This window comes from Shigella sp. SIG6 (assembly GCF_053555815.1).
This window is the reverse complement of sequence record NZ_JBQZXC010000036.1, coordinates 11988-30302: the sequence shown is the minus strand read 5'-3', so window position 1 is coordinate 30302 and position 18315 is coordinate 11988. Positions and strand designations below refer to the sequence as shown.

The window sequence follows — 18315 nt, the reverse complement described above, 5'->3', positions numbered from 1 at the left end:
TCGTCATACTCCGTTCTTCAAAGGCTACCGTCCGCAGTTCTACTTCCGTACTACTGACGTGACTGGTACCATCGAACTGCCGGAAGGCGTAGAGATGGTAATGCCGGGCGACAACATCAAAATGGTTGTTACCCTGATCCACCCGATCGCGATGGACGACGGTCTGCGTTTCGCAATCCGTGAAGGCGGCCGTACCGTTGGCGCGGGCGTTGTAGCAAAAGTTCTGAGCTAATTGCCGATAACATTTGACGCAATGCGCACTAAAAGGGCATCATTTGATGCCCTTTTTGCACGCTTTCGTACCAGAACCTGGCTCATCAGTGATTTTCTTTGTCATAATCATTGCTGAGACAGGCTCTGTTGAGGGCGTATAATCCGAAAAGCTAATACGCGTTTCGATTTGGTTTGCCTCGCGATCGCGGGGTGAAAATGTTTGTAGAAAACTTCTGACAGGTTGGTTTATGAGTGCGAATACCGAAGCTCAAGGAAGCGGGCGCGGCCTGGAAGCGATGAAGTGGGTCGTTGTGGTGGCATTGCTCTTGGTGGCGATTGTCGGCAACTACCTTTATCGCGACATTATGCTGCCGCTGCGTGCGCTGGCCGTAGTAATTCTGATTGCTGCAGCGGGTGGTGTCGCGCTGTTAACGACAAAAGGTAAAGCTACCGTTGCTTTTGCCCGTGAAGCGCGTACCGAAGTCCGTAAGGTCATTTGGCCGACTCGCCAGGAAACATTGCACACCACGCTGATTGTGGCTGCGGTTACCGCAGTAATGTCACTGATCCTGTGGGGACTGGATGGTATTCTGGTTCGCCTGGTATCCTTTATCACTGGCCTGAGGTTCTGAGATGTCTGAAGCTCCTAAAAAGCGCTGGTACGTCGTTCAGGCGTTTTCCGGTTTTGAAGGCCGCGTAGCAACGTCGCTGCGTGAGCATATCAAATTACACAACATGGAAGATTTGTTTGGTGAAGTCATGGTACCAACCGAAGAAGTGGTTGAAATCCGTGGCGGTCAGCGTCGCAAAAGCGAACGTAAATTCTTCCCTGGCTACGTCCTCGTTCAGATGGTGATGAACGACGCGAGCTGGCACCTGGTGCGCAGCGTACCGCGTGTGATGGGCTTCATCGGCGGTACTTCCGATCGTCCTGCGCCAATCAGCGATAAAGAAGTCGATGCGATTATGAACCGCCTGCAGCAGGTTGGTGATAAGCCGCGTCCGAAAACGCTGTTTGAACCGGGTGAAATGGTCCGTGTTAATGATGGTCCGTTCGCTGACTTCAACGGTGTTGTTGAAGAAGTGGATTACGAGAAATCTCGTCTGAAAGTGTCTGTTTCTATCTTCGGTCGTGCGACCCCGGTAGAGCTGGACTTCAGCCAGGTTGAAAAAGCCTAACCCAGCGATCAAAAAAGCGGCGATTTAATCGTTGCACAAGGCGTGAGATTGGAATACAATTTCGCGCCTTTTGTTTTTATGGGCCTTGCCCGTAAAACGATTTTTTATATCACGGGGAGCCTCTCAGAGGCGTTATTACCCAACTTGAGGAATTTATAATGGCTAAGAAAGTACAAGCCTATGTCAAGCTGCAGGTTGCAGCTGGTATGGCTAACCCGAGTCCGCCAGTAGGTCCGGCTCTGGGTCAGCAGGGCGTAAACATCATGGAATTCTGCAAAGCGTTCAACGCAAAAACTGATTCCATCGAAAAAGGTCTGCCGATTCCGGTAGTAATCACCGTTTACGCTGACCGTTCTTTCACTTTCGTTACCAAGACCCCGCCGGCAGCAGTTCTGCTGAAAAAAGCGGCTGGTATCAAGTCTGGTTCCGGTAAGCCGAACAAAGACAAAGTGGGTAAAATTTCCCGCGCTCAGCTGCAGGAAATCGCGCAGACCAAAGCTGCCGACATGACTGGTGCCGACATTGAAGCGATGACTCGCTCCATCGAAGGTACTGCACGTTCCATGGGCCTGGTAGTGGAGGACTAAGAAATGGCTAAACTGACCAAGCGCATGCGTGTTATCCGCGAGAAAGTTGATGCAACCAAACAGTACGACATCAACGAAGCTATCGCACTGCTGAAAGAGCTGGCGACTGCTAAATTCGTAGAAAGCGTGGACGTAGCTGTTAACCTCGGCATCGACGCTCGTAAATCTGACCAGAACGTACGTGGTGCAACTGTACTGCCGCACGGTACTGGCCGTTCCGTTCGCGTAGCCGTATTTACCCAAGGTGCAAACGCTGAAGCTGCTAAAGCTGCAGGCGCAGAACTGGTAGGTATGGAAGATCTGGCTGACCAGATCAAGAAAGGCGAAATGAACTTTGACGTTGTTATTGCTTCTCCGGATGCAATGCGCGTTGTTGGCCAGCTGGGCCAGGTTCTGGGTCCGCGCGGCCTGATGCCAAACCCGAAAGTGGGTACTGTAACACCGAACGTTGCTGAAGCGGTTAAAAACGCTAAAGCTGGCCAGGTTCGTTACCGTAACGACAAAAACGGCATCATCCACACCACCATCGGTAAAGTGGACTTTGACGCTGACAAACTGAAAGAAAACTTGGAAGCTCTGCTGGTTGCGCTGAAAAAAGCAAAACCGACTCAGGCGAAAGGCGTGTACATCAAGAAAGTTAGCATCTCCACCACCATGGGTGCAGGTGTTGCAGTTGACCAGGCTGGCCTGAGCGCTTCTGTAAACTAATGCCTTTACGTGGGCGGTGATTTTGTCTACAATCTTACCCCCACGTATAATGCTTAATGCAGACGTATATCCGAGATATTCGGGTTGTGGCAAGGCGGCAACTGAGTGAGTCGCCAGGAGCATAGCTAACTATGTGACTGGTGCGAATGAAGGAAGCCAACGCCGCCACAAGTTGAATAGCGACGGATAGAAAAGATTTGTTCGTTGGAGCCTGGCCTATCCAGGCCTCCGTCGAAGACCGCAGGAGTTTCGCAAGAAACTTAATCCCCTGCGTAGACGGTGACAGAACGCTAAGATTATTCTTTTATATTCTGGCTTGTTTCTGCTCACCGTAATTAAGACGCTCTCTCCGTTTGGAGGAGTGAAGTGAGTTCCAGAGATTTTCTCTGGCAAACATCCAGGAGCAAAGCTAATGGCTTTAAATCTTCAAGACAAACAAGCGATTGTTGCTGAAGTCAGCGAAGTAGCCAAAGGCGCGCTGTCTGCAGTAGTTGCGGATTCCCGTGGCGTAACTGTAGATAAAATGACTGAACTGCGTAAAGCAGGTCGCGAAGCTGGCGTATACATGCGTGTTGTTCGTAACACCCTGCTGCGCCGTGCTGTTGAAGGTACTCCGTTCGAGTGCCTGAAAGACGCGTTTGTTGGTCCGACCCTGATTGCATACTCTATGGAACACCCGGGCGCTGCTGCTCGTCTGTTCAAAGAGTTCGCGAAAGCGAATGCAAAATTTGAGGTCAAAGCCGCTGCCTTTGAAGGTGAGCTGATCCCGGCGTCTCAGATCGACCGCCTGGCAACTCTGCCGACCTACGAAGAAGCAATTGCACGCCTGATGGCAACCATGAAAGAAGCTTCGGCTGGCAAACTGGTTCGTACTCTGGCTGCTGTACGCGATGCGAAAGAAGCTGCTTAATCGCAGTTATCTTTTTAACGCATTCGCTTACGTATAAACTTATTCTGATATTCAGGAACAATTTAAATGTCTATCACTAAAGATCAAATCATTGAAGCAGTTGCAGCTATGTCTGTAATGGACGTTGTAGAACTGATCTCTGCAATGGAAGAAAAATTCGGTGTTTCCGCTGCTGCTGCTGTAGCTGTAGCTGCTGGCCCGGTTGAAGCTGCTGAAGAAAAAACTGAATTCGACGTAATTCTGAAAGCTGCTGGCGCTAACAAAGTTGCTGTTATCAAAGCAGTACGTGGCGCAACTGGCTTGGGTCTGAAAGAAGCTAAAGACCTGGTAGAATCTGCACCGGCTGCTCTGAAAGAAGGCGTGAGCAAAGACGACGCAGAAGCACTGAAAAAAGCTCTGGAAGAAGCTGGCGCTGAAGTTGAAGTTAAATAAGCCAACCCTTCCGGTTGCAGCCTGAGAAATCAGGCTGATGGCTGGTGACTTTTTAGTCACCAGCCTTTTTGCGCTGTAAGGCGCCAGTAGCGTTTCACACTGTTTGACTACTGCTGTGCCTTTCAATGCTTGTTTCTATCGACGACTTAATATACTGCGACAGGACGTCCGTTCTGTGTAAATCGCAATGAAATGGTTTAAGCGTGATAGCAACAGGCATTGCGGAAAGTGTTCCATTTTCCGGTCAACAAAATAGTGTTGCACAAACTGTCCGCTCAATGGACAGATGGGTCGACTTGTCAGCGAGCTGAGGAACCCTATGGTTTACTCCTATACCGAGAAAAAACGTATTCGTAAGGATTTTGGTAAACGTCCACAAGTTCTGGATGTACCTTATCTCCTTTCTATCCAGCTTGACTCGTTTCAGAAATTTATCGAGCAAGATCCTGAAGGGCAGTATGGTCTGGAAGCTGCTTTCCGTTCCGTATTCCCGATTCAGAGCTACAGCGGTAATTCCGAGCTGCAATACGTCAGCTACCGCCTTGGCGAACCGGTGTTTGACGTCCAGGAATGTCAAATCCGTGGCGTGACCTATTCCGCACCGCTGCGCGTTAAACTGCGTCTGGTGATCTATGAGCGCGAAGCGCCGGAAGGCACCGTAAAAGACATTAAAGAACAAGAAGTCTACATGGGCGAAATTCCGCTCATGACAGACAACGGTACCTTTGTTATCAACGGTACTGAGCGTGTTATCGTTTCCCAGCTGCACCGTAGTCCGGGCGTCTTCTTTGACTCCGACAAAGGTAAAACCCACTCTTCGGGTAAAGTGCTGTATAACGCGCGCATCATCCCTTACCGTGGTTCCTGGCTGGACTTCGAATTCGATCCGAAGGACAACCTGTTCGTACGTATCGACCGTCGCCGTAAACTGCCTGCGACCATCATTCTGCGCGCCCTGAACTACACCACAGAGCAGATCCTCGACCTGTTCTTTGAAAAAGTTATCTTTGAAATCCGTGATAACAAGCTGCAGATGGAACTGGTGCCGGAACGCCTGCGTGGTGAAACCGCATCTTTTGACATCGAAGCTAACGGTAAAGTGTACGTAGAAAAAGGCCGCCGTATCACTGCGCGCCACATTCGCCAGCTGGAAAAAGACGACGTCAAACTGATCGAAGTCCCGGTTGAGTACATCGCAGGTAAAGTGGTTGCTAAAGACTATATTGATGAGTCTACCGGCGAGCTGATCTGCGCAGCGAACATGGAGCTGAGCCTGGATCTGCTGGCTAAGCTGAGCCAGTCTGGTCACAAGCGTATCGAAACGCTGTTCACCAACGATCTGGATCACGGCCCATATATCTCTGAAACCTTACGTGTCGACCCAACTAACGACCGTCTGAGCGCACTGGTAGAAATCTACCGCATGATGCGCCCTGGCGAGCCGCCGACTCGTGAAGCAGCTGAAAGCCTGTTCGAGAACCTGTTCTTCTCCGAAGACCGTTATGACTTGTCTGCGGTTGGTCGTATGAAGTTCAACCGTTCTCTGCTGCGCGAAGAAATCGAAGGTTCCGGTATTCTGAGCAAAGACGACATCATTGATGTTATGAAAAAGCTCATCGATATCCGTAACGGTAAAGGCGAAGTCGATGATATCGACCACCTCGGCAACCGTCGTATCCGTTCCGTTGGCGAAATGGCGGAAAACCAGTTCCGCGTTGGCTTGGTACGTGTAGAGCGTGCGGTGAAAGAGCGTCTGTCTCTGGGCGATCTGGATACCCTGATGCCTCAGGATATGATCAACGCCAAGCCGATTTCCGCAGCAGTGAAAGAGTTCTTCGGTTCCAGCCAGCTGTCTCAGTTTATGGACCAGAACAACCCGCTGTCTGAGATTACGCACAAACGTCGTATCTCCGCACTCGGCCCAGGCGGTCTGACCCGTGAACGTGCAGGTTTCGAAGTTCGAGACGTACACCCGACTCACTACGGTCGCGTATGTCCAATCGAAACCCCTGAAGGTCCGAACATCGGTCTGATCAACTCTCTGTCCGTGTACGCACAGACTAACGAATACGGCTTCCTTGAGACTCCGTATCGTAAAGTGACCGACGGTGTTGTAACTGACGAAATTCACTACCTGTCTGCTATCGAAGAAGGCAACTACGTTATCGCCCAGGCGAACTCCAACCTGGATGAAGAAGGCCACTTCGTAGAAGACCTGGTAACTTGCCGTAGCAAAGGCGAATCCAGCTTGTTCAGCCGCGACCAGGTTGACTACATGGACGTATCCACCCAGCAGGTGGTATCCGTCGGTGCGTCCCTGATCCCGTTCCTGGAACACGATGACGCCAACCGTGCATTGATGGGTGCGAACATGCAACGTCAGGCCGTTCCGACTCTGCGCGCTGATAAGCCGCTGGTTGGTACTGGTATGGAACGTGCTGTTGCCGTTGACTCCGGTGTAACTGCGGTAGCTAAACGTGGTGGTGTCGTTCAGTACGTGGATGCTTCCCGTATCGTTATCAAAGTTAACGAAGACGAGATGTATCCGGGTGAAGCAGGTATCGACATCTACAACCTGACCAAATACACCCGTTCTAACCAGAACACCTGTATCAACCAGATGCCGTGTGTGTCTCTGGGTGAACCGGTTGAACGTGGCGACGTGCTGGCAGACGGTCCGTCCACCGACCTCGGTGAACTGGCGCTTGGTCAGAACATGCGCGTAGCGTTCATGCCGTGGAATGGTTACAACTTCGAAGACTCCATCCTCGTATCCGAGCGTGTTGTTCAGGAAGACCGTTTCACCACCATCCACATTCAGGAACTGGCGTGTGTGTCCCGTGACACCAAGCTGGGTCCGGAAGAGATCACCGCTGACATCCCGAACGTGGGTGAAGCTGCGCTCTCCAAACTGGATGAATCCGGTATCGTTTACATTGGTGCGGAAGTGACCGGTGGCGACATTCTGGTTGGTAAGGTAACGCCGAAAGGTGAAACTCAGCTGACCCCAGAAGAAAAACTGCTGCGTGCGATCTTCGGTGAGAAAGCCTCTGACGTTAAAGACTCTTCTCTGCGCGTACCAAACGGTGTATCCGGTACGGTTATCGACGTTCAGGTCTTTACTCGCGATGGCGTAGAAAAAGACAAACGTGCGCTGGAAATCGAAGAAATGCAGCTCAAACAGGCGAAGAAAGACCTGTCTGAAGAACTGCAGATCCTAGAAGCGGGTCTGTTCAGCCGTATCCGTGCTGTGCTGGTAGCCGGTGGCGTTGAAGCTGAGAAGCTCGACAAACTGCCGCGCGATCGCTGGCTGGAGCTGGGCCTGACAGACGAAGAGAAACAAAATCAGCTGGAACAGCTGGCTGAGCAGTATGACGAACTGAAACACGAGTTCGAGAAGAAACTCGAAGCGAAACGCCGCAAAATCACCCAGGGCGACGATCTGGCACCGGGCGTGCTGAAGATTGTTAAGGTATATCTGGCGGTTAAACGCCGTATCCAGCCTGGTGACAAGATGGCAGGTCGTCACGGTAACAAGGGTGTAATTTCTAAGATCAACCCGATCGAAGATATGCCTTACGATGAAAACGGTACGCCGGTAGACATCGTACTGAACCCGCTGGGCGTACCGTCTCGTATGAACATCGGTCAGATCCTCGAAACCCACCTGGGTATGGCTGCGAAAGGTATCGGCGACAAGATCAACGCCATGCTGAAACAGCAGCAAGAAGTCGCGAAACTGCGCGAATTCATCCAGCGTGCGTACGATCTGGGCGCTGACGTTCGTCAGAAAGTTGACCTGAGTACCTTCAGCGATGAAGAAGTTATGCGTCTGGCTGAAAACCTGCGCAAAGGTATGCCAATCGCAACGCCGGTGTTCGACGGTGCGAAAGAAGCAGAAATTAAAGAGCTGCTGAAACTTGGCGACCTGCCGACTTCCGGTCAGATCCGCCTGTACGATGGTCGCACTGGTGAACAGTTCGAGCGTCCGGTAACCGTTGGTTACATGTACATGCTGAAACTGAACCACCTGGTCGACGACAAGATGCACGCGCGTTCCACCGGTTCTTACAGCCTGGTTACTCAGCAGCCGCTGGGTGGTAAGGCACAGTTCGGTGGTCAGCGTTTCGGGGAGATGGAAGTGTGGGCGCTGGAAGCATACGGCGCAGCATACACCCTGCAGGAAATGCTCACTGTTAAGTCTGATGACGTGAACGGTCGTACCAAGATGTATAAAAACATCGTGGACGGCAACCATCAGATGGAGCCGGGCATGCCAGAATCCTTCAACGTATTGTTGAAAGAGATTCGTTCGCTGGGTATCAACATCGAACTGGAAGACGAGTAATTCTCGCTCAAACAGGTCACTGCTGTCGGGGTAAAACCCGGCAGCGGATTGTGCTAACTCCGACGGGAGCAAATCCGTGAAAGATTTATTAAAGTTTCTGAAAGCGCAGACTAAAACCGAAGAGTTTGATGCGATCAAAATTGCTCTGGCTTCGCCAGACATGATCCGTTCATGGTCTTTCGGTGAAGTTAAAAAGCCGGAAACCATCAACTACCGTACGTTCAAACCAGAACGTGACGGCCTTTTCTGCGCCCGTATCTTTGGGCCGGTAAAAGATTACGAGTGCCTGTGCGGTAAGTACAAGCGCCTGAAACACCGTGGCGTCATCTGTGAGAAGTGCGGCGTTGAAGTGACCCAGACTAAAGTACGCCGTGAGCGTATGGGCCACATCGAACTGGCTTCCCCGACTGCGCACATCTGGTTCCTGAAATCGCTGCCGTCCCGTATCGGTCTGCTGCTCGATATGCCGCTGCGCGATATCGAACGCGTACTGTACTTTGAATCCTATGTGGTTATCGAAGGCGGTATGACCAACCTGGAACGTCAGCAGATCCTGACTGAAGAGCAGTATCTGGACGCGCTGGAAGAGTTCGGTGACGAATTCGACGCGAAGATGGGTGCGGAAGCAATCCAGGCTCTGCTGAAGAGCATGGATCTGGAGCAAGAGTGCGAACAGCTGCGTGAAGAGCTGAACGAAACCAACTCCGAAACCAAGCGTAAAAAGCTGACCAAGCGTATCAAACTGCTGGAAGCGTTCGTTCAGTCTGGTAACAAACCAGAGTGGATGATCCTGACCGTTCTGCCGGTACTGCCGCCAGATCTGCGTCCGCTGGTTCCGCTGGATGGTGGTCGTTTCGCGACTTCTGACCTGAACGATCTGTATCGTCGCGTCATTAACCGTAACAACCGTCTGAAACGTCTGCTGGATCTGGCTGCGCCGGACATCATCGTACGTAACGAAAAACGTATGCTGCAGGAAGCGGTAGACGCCCTGCTGGATAACGGTCGTCGCGGTCGTGCGATCACCGGTTCTAACAAGCGTCCTCTGAAATCTTTGGCCGACATGATCAAAGGTAAACAGGGTCGTTTCCGTCAGAACCTGCTCGGTAAGCGTGTTGACTACTCCGGTCGTTCTGTAATCACCGTAGGTCCATACCTGCGTCTGCATCAGTGCGGTCTGCCGAAGAAAATGGCGCTGGAGCTGTTCAAACCGTTCATCTACGGCAAGCTGGAACTGCGTGGTCTTGCTACCACCATTAAAGCTGCGAAGAAAATGGTTGAGCGCGAAGAAGCTGTCGTTTGGGATATCCTGGACGAAGTTATCCGCGAACACCCGGTACTGCTGAACCGTGCACCGACTCTGCACCGTCTGGGTATCCAGGCATTTGAACCGGTACTGATCGAAGGTAAAGCTATCCAGCTGCACCCGCTGGTTTGTGCGGCATATAACGCCGACTTCGATGGTGACCAGATGGCTGTTCACGTACCGCTGACGCTGGAAGCCCAGCTGGAAGCGCGTGCGCTGATGATGTCTACCAACAACATCCTGTCCCCGGCGAACGGCGAACCAATCATCGTTCCGTCTCAGGACGTTGTACTGGGTCTGTACTACATGACCCGTGACTGTGTTAACGCCAAAGGCGAAGGCATGGTGCTGACTGGCCCGAAAGAAGCAGAACGTCTGTATCGCTCTGGTCTGGCTTCTCTGCATGCGCGCGTTAAAGTGCGTATCACCGAGTATGAAAAAGATGCTAACGGTGAATTAGTAGCGAAAACCAGCCTGAAAGACACGACTGTTGGCCGTGCCATTCTGTGGATGATTGTACCGAAAGGTCTGCCTTACTCCATCGTCAACCAGGCGCTGGGTAAAAAAGCAATCTCCAAAATGCTGAACACCTGCTACCGCATTCTCGGTCTGAAACCGACCGTTATTTTTGCGGACCAGATCATGTACACCGGCTTCGCCTATGCAGCGCGTTCTGGTGCATCTGTTGGCATCGATGACATGGTCATCCCGGAGAAGAAACACGAAATCATCTCCGAGGCAGAAGCAGAAGTTGCTGAAATTCAGGAGCAGTTCCAGTCTGGTCTGGTAACTGCGGGCGAACGCTACAACAAAGTTATCGATATCTGGGCTGCGGCGAACGATCGTGTATCCAAAGCGATGATGGATAACCTGCAAACTGAAACCGTTATTAACCGTGACGGTCAGGAAGAGAAGCAGGTTTCCTTCAACAGCATCTACATGATGGCCGACTCCGGTGCGCGTGGTTCTGCGGCACAGATTCGTCAGCTTGCTGGTATGCGTGGTCTGATGGCGAAGCCGGATGGCTCCATCATCGAAACGCCAATCACCGCGAACTTCCGTGAAGGTCTGAACGTACTCCAGTACTTCATCTCCACCCACGGTGCTCGTAAAGGTCTGGCGGATACCGCACTGAAAACTGCGAACTCCGGTTACCTGACTCGTCGTCTGGTTGACGTGGCGCAGGACCTGGTGGTTACCGAAGACGATTGTGGTACCCATGAAGGTATCATGATGACTCCGGTTATCGAGGGTGGTGACGTTAAAGAGCCGCTGCGCGATCGCGTACTGGGTCGTGTAACTGCTGAAGACGTTCTGAAGCCGGGTACTGCTGATATCCTCGTTCCGCGCAACACGCTGCTGCACGAACAGTGGTGTGACCTGCTGGAAGAGAACTCTGTTGACGCGGTAAAAGTACGTTCTGTTGTATCTTGTGACACCGACTTTGGTGTATGTGCGCACTGCTACGGTCGTGACCTGGCGCGTGGCCACATCATCAACAAAGGTGAAGCAATCGGTGTTATCGCGGCACAGTCCATCGGTGAACCGGGTACACAGCTGACCATGCGTACGTTCCACATCGGTGGTGCGGCATCTCGTGCGGCTGCTGAATCCAGCATCCAGGTGAAAAACAAAGGTAGCATCAAGCTCAGCAACGTGAAGTCGGTTGTGAACTCCAGCGGTAAACTGGTTATCACTTCCCGTAACACCGAACTGAAACTGATCGACGAATTCGGTCGTACCAAAGAAAGCTACAAAGTGCCTTACGGTGCGGTACTGGCGAAAGGCGATGGCGAACAGGTTGCTGGCGGCGAAACCGTTGCAAACTGGGACCCGCACACCATGCCGGTTATCACCGAAGTAAGCGGTTTTGTACGCTTTACTGACATGATCGACGGCCAGACCATTACTCGTCAGACCGACGAACTGACCGGTCTGTCTTCGCTGGTGGTTCTGGATTCCGCAGAACGTACCGCAGGTGGTAAAGATCTGCGTCCGGCACTGAAAATCGTTGATGCTCAGGGTAACGACGTTCTGATCCCAGGTACCGATATGCCTGCGCAGTACTTCCTGCCGGGTAAAGCGATTGTTCAGCTGGAAGATGGCGTACAGATCAGCTCTGGTGACACCTTGGCGCGTATTCCGCAGGAATCCGGCGGTACCAAGGACATCACCGGTGGTCTGCCGCGCGTTGCGGACCTGTTCGAAGCTCGTCGTCCGAAAGAGCCGGCAATCCTGGCTGAAATCAGCGGTATCGTTTCCTTCGGTAAAGAAACCAAAGGTAAACGTCGTCTGGTTATCACCCCGGTAGACGGTAGCGATCCGTACGAAGAGATGATTCCGAAATGGCGTCAGCTCAACGTGTTCGAAGGTGAACGTGTAGAACGTGGTGACGTAATTTCCGACGGTCCGGAAGCGCCGCACGACATTCTGCGTCTGCGTGGTGTTCATGCTGTGACTCGTTACATCGTTAACGAAGTACAGGACGTATACCGTCTGCAGGGCGTTAAGATTAACGATAAACACATCGAAGTTATCGTTCGTCAGATGCTGCGTAAAGCTACCATCGTTAACGCGGGCAGCTCCGACTTCCTGGAAGGCGAACAGGTTGAATACTCTCGCGTCAAGATCGCAAACCGCGAACTGGAAGCGAACGGCAAAGTGGGTGCAACTTACTCCCGCGATCTGCTGGGTATCACCAAAGCGTCTCTGGCAACCGAGTCCTTCATCTCCGCGGCATCGTTCCAGGAGACCACTCGCGTGCTGACCGAAGCAGCCGTTGCGGGCAAACGCGACGAACTGCGCGGCCTGAAAGAGAACGTTATCGTGGGTCGTCTGATCCCGGCAGGTACCGGTTACGCGTACCACCAGGATCGTATGCGTCGCCGTGCTGCGGGTGAAGCTCCGGCTGCACCGCAGGTGACTGCAGAAGACGCATCTGCCAGCCTGGCAGAACTGCTGAACGCAGGTCTGGGCGGTTCTGATAACGAGTAATCGTTAATCCGCAAATAACGTAAAAACCCGCTTCGGCGGGTTTTTTTATGGGTGTTATTCAGAGGGCAAATTCTTCACGGAAAATATTAAGAAAGGCAGGGCGAAACGAGGAAGAAGCTTTTCGCCCTGGACAACATTCCTGCTGACGGCACTACCATAAAAAAACACAACGCTTTCAACAACCTTGCGTTTTTCATCTTCCGTAGCGGCTCGGAATAAATTTACGTTCTTACATTCCGTCTCATAGTCTTTGCGAGGCGCGTCCCAGATAGCTGTCCCAGTCTTTCCATACCGGCTGCAAACCCTGAGCGGTTAACGCGGCAGCAACCGCTTCCGGTCTGCGATCGTCGTGCGGTGAGAACTGTTCCAACTCGGGGTGATTATCGGCATAGCCACCTGACTGCGTTTTCGAGAAGGCGCTGACGTTATTGATCGCCAGCGGAATAACGCGATCGCGAAACCACGGTGATTCCCGCGTGGAGAGTGACAGTTCAATCTCCGGTGCAAGCAGTCGGAAGGCGCAGATGGTTTGCACTAACTGGCGTTCATCCATAATCGATGCAGGCTCAATGCCGCCAGTACACGGGCGCAGGCACGGAAAGGAGACAGAGTAACGGCTTTGCCAGTAATGCTGTTGCAGCCATAGCAAATGTTCGGCAACCATATAGCAGTCAACGCGCCAGTTGTCGGAAAGGCCAATTAGCGCGCCGAGGCCTATCTTATCAATCCCCGCACGCCCCAGCCGATCCGGCGTTTCCAGCCGCCAGAAGAAGTCCTGTTTTTTGCCTTTCAAATGATGGCGGGTATAAGTCGCCTCGTGATATGTCTCCTGATAAACCATCACCCCATCCAGACCAAGTTGCTTTAACTCGGCGTATTCCGTCTCCGCCAGTGGTTGCACTTCCATTTGTAGTGAAGAGAACTGTTCACGCAGGGCGGGGAGATGACGACGAAAGTAATCCATCCCCACTTTCGCCTGATGTTCACCAGTGACTAATAGCAGATGTTCAAAGCCCATCTCCCGTATAGCGGCGCTTTCCCTGGCAATATCCGCTTCATCCAGAGTTTTGCGCTTGATGCGATTACTCATGGAAAATCCGCAGTACGTGCAGTCGTTAGCGCAAAGATTGGAAAGATAAAGCGGGACGTAGAAACTAACTGTGTTGCCAAATCGCTGACGGGTCAGACGCTGCGCCTGTTGGGCCAGTTGTTCCAGATAGCCACTGGCGGCAGGCGATAACAGCGCCATCATGTTGTCGCGGGTGAGTTGCGAGGCATTTAGCGCCCGCTCTACGTCAGCAGCCGTTTTGCCGTTGATACGCAGGCGGATGTCGTCCCAGTCCAGTTGTCGCCAGCGATTGCTGAAGGTTTTCATGCCGATGCCTCCAGAAATCCGGTCAGCGGGCTGGTGGCATGAGCAAAATAACTGCGGCTGCCCGGTCCGGACTGACGTGCCAGCAGGCCTGCTTCTACCGCCAGACGAAATGCCTTCGCCATGTTGACGGGATCGTCCGCGACGGCAATCGCCGTATTCACTAACACCGCGTCGGCCCCCATTTCCAGCGCCTGCGCGGCATGGCTGGGAACGCCGATGCCAGCATCGACAACCACCGGAACTGTGGCCTGCTGGATAATAATCTCCAGCATGGCACGGGTTTCCAGTCCCTGATTCGAGCCAATCGGCGCGCCGAGCGGCATCACCGCTGCACAGCCGACTTCTTCCAGACGTTTACACAATACCGGATCGGCCCCGCAGTAAGGCAGCACGACAAATCCCTGTTGTACCAGCGTTTCGGCGGCTTTCAGGGTTTCGATGGGATCGGGCAACAGCCAGCGGGCGTCAGGGTGAATCTCCAATTTTAGCCAGTTTGTGCCTAACGCTTCACGTGCCAGATGGGCGGCGAAAATGGCTTCTTCCGCTGTTTTCGCCCCGGAAGTATTCGGCAGCAGGGCCACACCCGCCGCGATAAGCGGTTCGAGGATAGCGTCGTTGTGCTGGCGCAAGTCGACACGTTTCATCGCCAGTGTCACCAGCTGGCTGCCGGAAGCGCGGATCGCCTCCACCATCAGTTGTGAAGAAGCGAATTTCCCTGTGCCGGTAAACAGATGTGAATCAAACGTTTTGTCCGCAATACGTAACATCTCAACCCCCTGCAATAACCTGAAAAAGCAGGATCTGGTCGCCATCCTGCACGATATGTTGCGTCCACTGCTCACGCGGGACGATTTGCTGATTAATCGCCAGAGCCGCGCCCGCTTGTCGTTGGTCGAGTTGCTCCAGTAGTTCGTGAACAGTTTGCCCGGCGGCGCACTGCATCGGTTGATCGTTAAACAGGATCTGCATTGCTTCCTCCGCATACCGGGCAACCACTGGCGCGGCGCAACGCCAGGCTGCGCCACTGGCTCGACTTACCGTCGAACAGTCGGAGTTCTCCCGCAGGCGTCTCTATACCGCTTAATAACTTAATGGCTTCCAGTGCCTGCAAAGTGCCCATCACCCCGACCACCGGGCCAACCACGCCCGCCGTGCGGCAGTTGCGTTCTGGCTGCTGGTTATCTGGCCACAGGCAGCGGTAACACCCCTGCTCCCAGGGCGGTGTCAGTACCATCAACTGACCGCCAAATCCGACCGCGCTGGCGGTGATAAGCGGCGTGTTGAGTGCCACGCAGGCGGCATTAATCTCCTGGCGAGTCGCCATATTGTCGGTACAGTCGAGCACCACATCGGCTTGTGCAACCGCATCTTTCAACGCCTCACCCGTTAACCGTTGTTGTAATGCTGTCAGTTGAATGTCGGGATTCAACTGTGTCAGTCGCTGTTGGCTGACCTGCGATTTCGGGCTGTTGATATCTTCAGTGGTAAAGAGGATTTGTCGTTGCAGATTGCTTAAATGCACATCGTCGTCATCTGCCAGTACCAGCGTCCCGACGCCAGCCCCTGCCAGGTATAGCGCAGCAGGTGTACCCAGCCCGCCAAGACCAATAATCAGCACCTGGCTGTCGAGCAGTTTTTGCTGCCCGTCAAGAGCGATATCGTCGAGCAGAATTTGGCGGCTATAACGCATAAAGTCACGGTCATTCATCGCCAACTCCTGCAATTTCCAGCAACTGTGCCGTTGCCAAACGCCAGTCTGCGGCTTGAGTAATGGCGCTGACGACGGCGATACTGCCGACACCCGTTGCTATCACCGCAGGCGCGCGTGCCAGACTGATACCGCCAATCGCCACGGTGGGATAATCCGCCAGGCGCTCAACATGCCGTGCCAACTGTTCCAGCCCCTGCGGTGCAGAAGGCATCTGTTTGGTTTGCGTCGGGAACACATGTCCCAGCGCGATATAAGAGGGGCGTGCTGCCAGCGCGACGTCGATTTCCATATCGTCATGTGTCGAAACGCCCAGCCGCAGGCCTGCCGCGCGGATGGCATTGAGATCGGTGGCTTGCAAATCTTCCTGCCCCAAATGGACGCCATACGCCTGATGCTTGATCGCGAGCCGCCAGTAATCGTTGATAAACAATCGCGCGTTATAGCGGCGGCCCAGCGCAATTGCCGCCACGACATCGGCTTCCACCTCTTCATCGCGCCGATCTTTGATGCGTAGCTGGAGAGTACGTACGCCTGCATCCAACAGACGTTCGATCCACTGTACGCTGTCCACCACCGGGTACAGTCCTAAACGAAAAGGTACAGGAGGAAAATCAGGCTGATACATCACGCTTCCTCCTTATGCAGGTAGATTTCTCCGCCTCTGGCACGGAAGTTCTCCGACATATCCGCCATTCCCACTTCAATGGTTTGCGCGGCGGCGTAATCGCGTACTTCTTGGCTGATTTTCATCGAGCAGAATTTTGGCCCACACATGGAGCAAAAATGGGCGACTTTGCCGGACTCTTGGGGCAGGGTTTCATCGTGATAAGCGCGGGCGGTAAACGGGTCGAGGGCCAGATTAAACTGGTCTTCCCAGCGAAATTCGAAGCGGGCTTTCGACATGGCGTTATCGCGAATTTGCGCGCCCGGATGCCCTTTTGCCAGGTCAGCAGCGTGGGCGGCAATCTTATAAGTGATAAGCCCCTGCTTAACATCTTCTTTATTGGGCAGACCCAGATGCTCTTTTGGCGTTACGTAACAGAGCATCGCGCAGCCAAACCAGCCAATCATCGCCGCACCAATCCCCGACGTGAAGTGGTCATAGCCCGGTGCAATATCGGTAGTTAGCGGCCCCAGAGTGTAAAACGGCGCTTCGTGGCAGTGCTCTAACTCCTCGGTCATATTGCGGCGGATCATCTGCATCGGCACATGGCCTGGGCCTTCAATCATCACCTGTACGTCATATTCCCAGGCGATTTTGGTCAGTTCGCCCAGCGTATGCAATTCGGCAAACTGCGCTTCATCGTTGGCGTCCTGAATAGAACCGGGGCGCAGACCGTCGCCCAGCGACAGCGAAGCGTCATAAGCGGCACAGATTTCACAAATTTCGCGGAAGTGTTGATAGAGGAAATTTTCCTGATGATGGGAGAGGCACCATTTCGCCATAATCGAACCGCCGCGAGAGACGATACCGGTCAGGCGTTTCGCGGTCATCGGCACATAGCGCAGCAGTACGCCCGCATGGATAGTGAAGTAATCCACACCTTGCTCGGCCTGTTCCAGCAGCGTGTCGCGGAACGCTTCCCAGGTAAGATCTTCGGCGATCCCGTTAACCTTCTCCAGCGCCTGGTAGATCGGCACTGTACCGATCGGCACCGGACTGTTACGCAAAATCCACTCGCGGGTTTCGTGAATATAGCGACCGGTGGAGAGATCCATCACCGTATCCGCTCCCCAGCGCGTGGACCATACCAGCTTTTCCACTTCTTCTTCGATGGAAGAGGTGACCGCCGAGTTGCCGATATTGGCGTTAACTTTTACCAGGAAGTTACGGCCAATAATCATCGGCTCCGATTCCGGATGATTAATGTTGGCCGGGATAATCGCACGTCCGGCAGCAACTTCATCACGGACAAATTCCGCAGTGATATTTTCCGGCAGATGTGCGCCAAAGCTCATTCCCGGATGCTGGTGGCGTAAAACCTCGCTACGGATGCGCTCGCGGCCCATATTCTCGCGGATGGCGATGAATTCCATTTCCGGCGTGATGATGCCCTGGCGGGCGTAGTGCAGTTGGGTGACACGGCGTCCTGTTTTGGCGCGTTTTGGCGTTAATAAGCCGCTAAAACGTAGCTCGTCGAGACCATCATCTGCCAGCCGCGTTCTGGTGTAATCGGAACTGCGCACGGTAAGTTCTTCGGTATCGGCGCGCGCATCGATCCACGGCTGGCGTAGTTTTGCCAGCCCTTGCTGCACGTTAATGGCGATCTGCGGATCACCATACGGGCCGGAGGTGTCGTAGACCGGAATCGCTTCGTTTTCTTCGTACTGCGGCTGTTCTTTGCTACCGCCAATTAGCGTCGGGCTAAGCTGGATCTCACGCATCGGCACGCGCACGCCGGGGTGTGTGCCAGTGATATAAATGCGTTTTGAGTTGGGAAAGGCGGTGCCTTCCAGGGTGTCGATAAAATGTTGGGCTCGGGCGCGTTGTTCGCGGCGGGTCAGTTTTGTTGCAGACATAGCTCATTCCAAAAAGTTAAGGACGTGGCTTG

Annotated in this window: 15 protein-coding genes; 9 read left to right on the top strand and 6 right to left on the bottom strand. The window is 53.3% G+C overall.

Annotated features, from left to right (window positions below):
* From ACUU1M_RS08655 to rpoC, 9 genes are all read left to right on the top strand, one after another.
* The coding region (locus ACUU1M_RS08655; protein ID WP_000305930.1) for an EF-Tu C-terminal domain-related protein at positions 1-232 on the top strand (232 nt) is incomplete at its 5' end.
* Positions 233-461: 229 nt separating this feature from the next.
* Positions 462-845 (top strand): preprotein translocase subunit SecE, encoded by a 384-nt coding sequence (secE, locus tag ACUU1M_RS08650; protein WP_001275702.1) that lies wholly within the window; start codon positions 462-464, stop codon positions 843-845.
* A 1-nt stretch (position 846) separates the two neighbouring features.
* Positions 847-1392 carry a transcription termination/antitermination protein NusG gene (gene nusG, locus ACUU1M_RS08645; RefSeq protein WP_001287516.1) on the top strand — a complete coding sequence of 182 codons (546 nt, stop codon included), beginning with the start codon at positions 847-849 and terminating at the stop codon, positions 1390-1392.
* 158 nt (positions 1393-1550) lie between these two features.
* A complete protein-coding gene (gene rplK / locus ACUU1M_RS08640) occupies positions 1551-1979 on the top strand; it encodes a 50S ribosomal protein L11 (RefSeq protein WP_001085926.1) in 429 nt (142 codons plus the stop codon).
* 3 nt (positions 1980-1982) lie between these two features.
* Complete coding sequence (gene rplA, locus ACUU1M_RS08635; RefSeq protein WP_001096684.1) at positions 1983-2687, top strand: 50S ribosomal protein L1; 705 nt, start codon at positions 1983-1985, stop codon at positions 2685-2687.
* Between the two features lie 412 nt (positions 2688-3099).
* The gene (gene rplJ / locus ACUU1M_RS08630; RefSeq protein ID WP_001207201.1) at positions 3100-3597 is read left to right on the top strand and encodes a 50S ribosomal protein L10; all 498 of its coding nucleotides are present in this window, start codon (positions 3100-3102) and stop codon (positions 3595-3597) included.
* A 66-nt stretch (positions 3598-3663) separates the two neighbouring features.
* A complete protein-coding gene (rplL, locus tag ACUU1M_RS08625; protein ID WP_000028878.1) occupies positions 3664-4029 on the top strand; it encodes a 50S ribosomal protein L7/L12 in 366 nt (121 codons plus the stop codon).
* A 319-nt stretch (positions 4030-4348) separates the two neighbouring features.
* Entirely contained in the window at positions 4349-8377 is a 4029-nt protein-coding gene (gene rpoB / locus ACUU1M_RS08620; protein WP_000263098.1) for a DNA-directed RNA polymerase subunit beta, read from the top strand.
* A 76-nt stretch (positions 8378-8453) separates the two neighbouring features.
* Positions 8454-12677, top strand: a complete 4224-nt coding sequence (rpoC, locus tag ACUU1M_RS08615; RefSeq protein ID WP_000653944.1) for a DNA-directed RNA polymerase subunit beta' — start codon at positions 8454-8456, stop codon at positions 12675-12677.
* A 241-nt stretch (positions 12678-12918) separates the two neighbouring features.
* Here rpoC and thiH read toward each other — a convergent pair whose 3' ends face one another.
* Genes thiH through thiC form a run of 6 tightly spaced genes read right to left on the bottom strand, consistent with a single transcriptional unit; the run spans position 12919 to position 18283 of the window.
* Entirely contained in the window at positions 12919-14052 is a 1134-nt protein-coding gene (thiH, locus tag ACUU1M_RS08610) for a 2-iminoacetate synthase ThiH (RefSeq protein WP_000847554.1), read from the bottom strand.
* Complete coding sequence (thiG, locus tag ACUU1M_RS08605) at positions 14049-14819, bottom strand: thiazole synthase (RefSeq protein ID WP_000944090.1); 771 nt, start codon at positions 14817-14819, stop codon at positions 14049-14051. The genes thiH and thiG overlap by 4 nt, the downstream gene beginning before the upstream one ends.
* A gap of 1 nt (position 14820) precedes the next feature.
* On the bottom strand, positions 14821-15021 hold the full coding sequence (gene thiS / locus ACUU1M_RS08600; RefSeq protein ID WP_001166232.1) for a sulfur carrier protein ThiS: 201 nt from the start codon (positions 15019-15021) through the stop codon (positions 14821-14823).
* Complete coding sequence (gene thiF, locus ACUU1M_RS08595) at positions 15005-15760, bottom strand: thiazole biosynthesis adenylyltransferase ThiF (protein WP_000999749.1); 756 nt, start codon at positions 15758-15760, stop codon at positions 15005-15007. The genes thiS and thiF overlap by 17 nt, the downstream gene beginning before the upstream one ends.
* Positions 15753-16388 carry a thiamine phosphate synthase gene (gene thiE, locus ACUU1M_RS08590; RefSeq protein ID WP_000284600.1) on the bottom strand — a complete coding sequence of 212 codons (636 nt, stop codon included), beginning with the start codon at positions 16386-16388 and terminating at the stop codon, positions 15753-15755. The genes thiF and thiE overlap by 8 nt, the downstream gene beginning before the upstream one ends.
* Entirely contained in the window at positions 16388-18283 is a 1896-nt protein-coding gene (thiC, locus tag ACUU1M_RS08585) for a phosphomethylpyrimidine synthase ThiC (RefSeq protein ID WP_001276918.1), read from the bottom strand. Before thiC ends, thiE begins: the two co-directional genes overlap by 1 nt.
* Between the last annotated feature and the right edge of the window lie 32 nt (positions 18284-18315).

Excerpts from the sequence above, each read along its gene's own strand:
- secE (WP_001275702.1), top strand. The coding sequence starts at position 462 with ATGAGTGCGAATACCGAAGCTCAAGGAAGCGGGCGCGGCCTGGAAGCG.
- rplL (WP_000028878.1), top strand. The coding sequence starts at position 3,664 with ATGTCTATCACTAAAGATCAAATCATTGAAGCAGTTGCAGCTATGTCT.
- thiF (WP_000999749.1), bottom strand. The coding sequence starts at position 15,760 with ATGAATGACCGTGACTTTATGCGTTATAGCCGCCAAATTCTGCTCGAC.
- nusG (WP_001287516.1), top strand. The coding sequence starts at position 847 with ATGTCTGAAGCTCCTAAAAAGCGCTGGTACGTCGTTCAGGCGTTTTCC.
- rplK (WP_001085926.1), top strand. The coding sequence starts at position 1,551 with ATGGCTAAGAAAGTACAAGCCTATGTCAAGCTGCAGGTTGCAGCTGGT.
- thiC (WP_001276918.1), bottom strand. The coding sequence starts at position 18,283 with ATGTCTGCAACAAAACTGACCCGCCGCGAACAACGCGCCCGAGCCCAA.
- rplA (WP_001096684.1), top strand. The coding sequence starts at position 1,983 with ATGGCTAAACTGACCAAGCGCATGCGTGTTATCCGCGAGAAAGTTGAT.
- thiH (WP_000847554.1), bottom strand. The coding sequence starts at position 14,052 with ATGAAAACCTTCAGCAATCGCTGGCGACAACTGGACTGGGACGACATC.
- thiG (WP_000944090.1), bottom strand. The coding sequence starts at position 14,819 with ATGTTACGTATTGCGGACAAAACGTTTGATTCACATCTGTTTACCGGC.
- rpoB (WP_000263098.1), top strand. The coding sequence starts at position 4,349 with ATGGTTTACTCCTATACCGAGAAAAAACGTATTCGTAAGGATTTTGGT.
- thiE (WP_000284600.1), bottom strand. The coding sequence starts at position 16,388 with ATGTATCAGCCTGATTTTCCTCCTGTACCTTTTCGTTTAGGACTGTAC.
- rplJ (WP_001207201.1), top strand. The coding sequence starts at position 3,100 with ATGGCTTTAAATCTTCAAGACAAACAAGCGATTGTTGCTGAAGTCAGC.
- thiS (WP_001166232.1), bottom strand. The coding sequence starts at position 15,021 with ATGCAGATCCTGTTTAACGATCAACCGATGCAGTGCGCCGCCGGGCAA.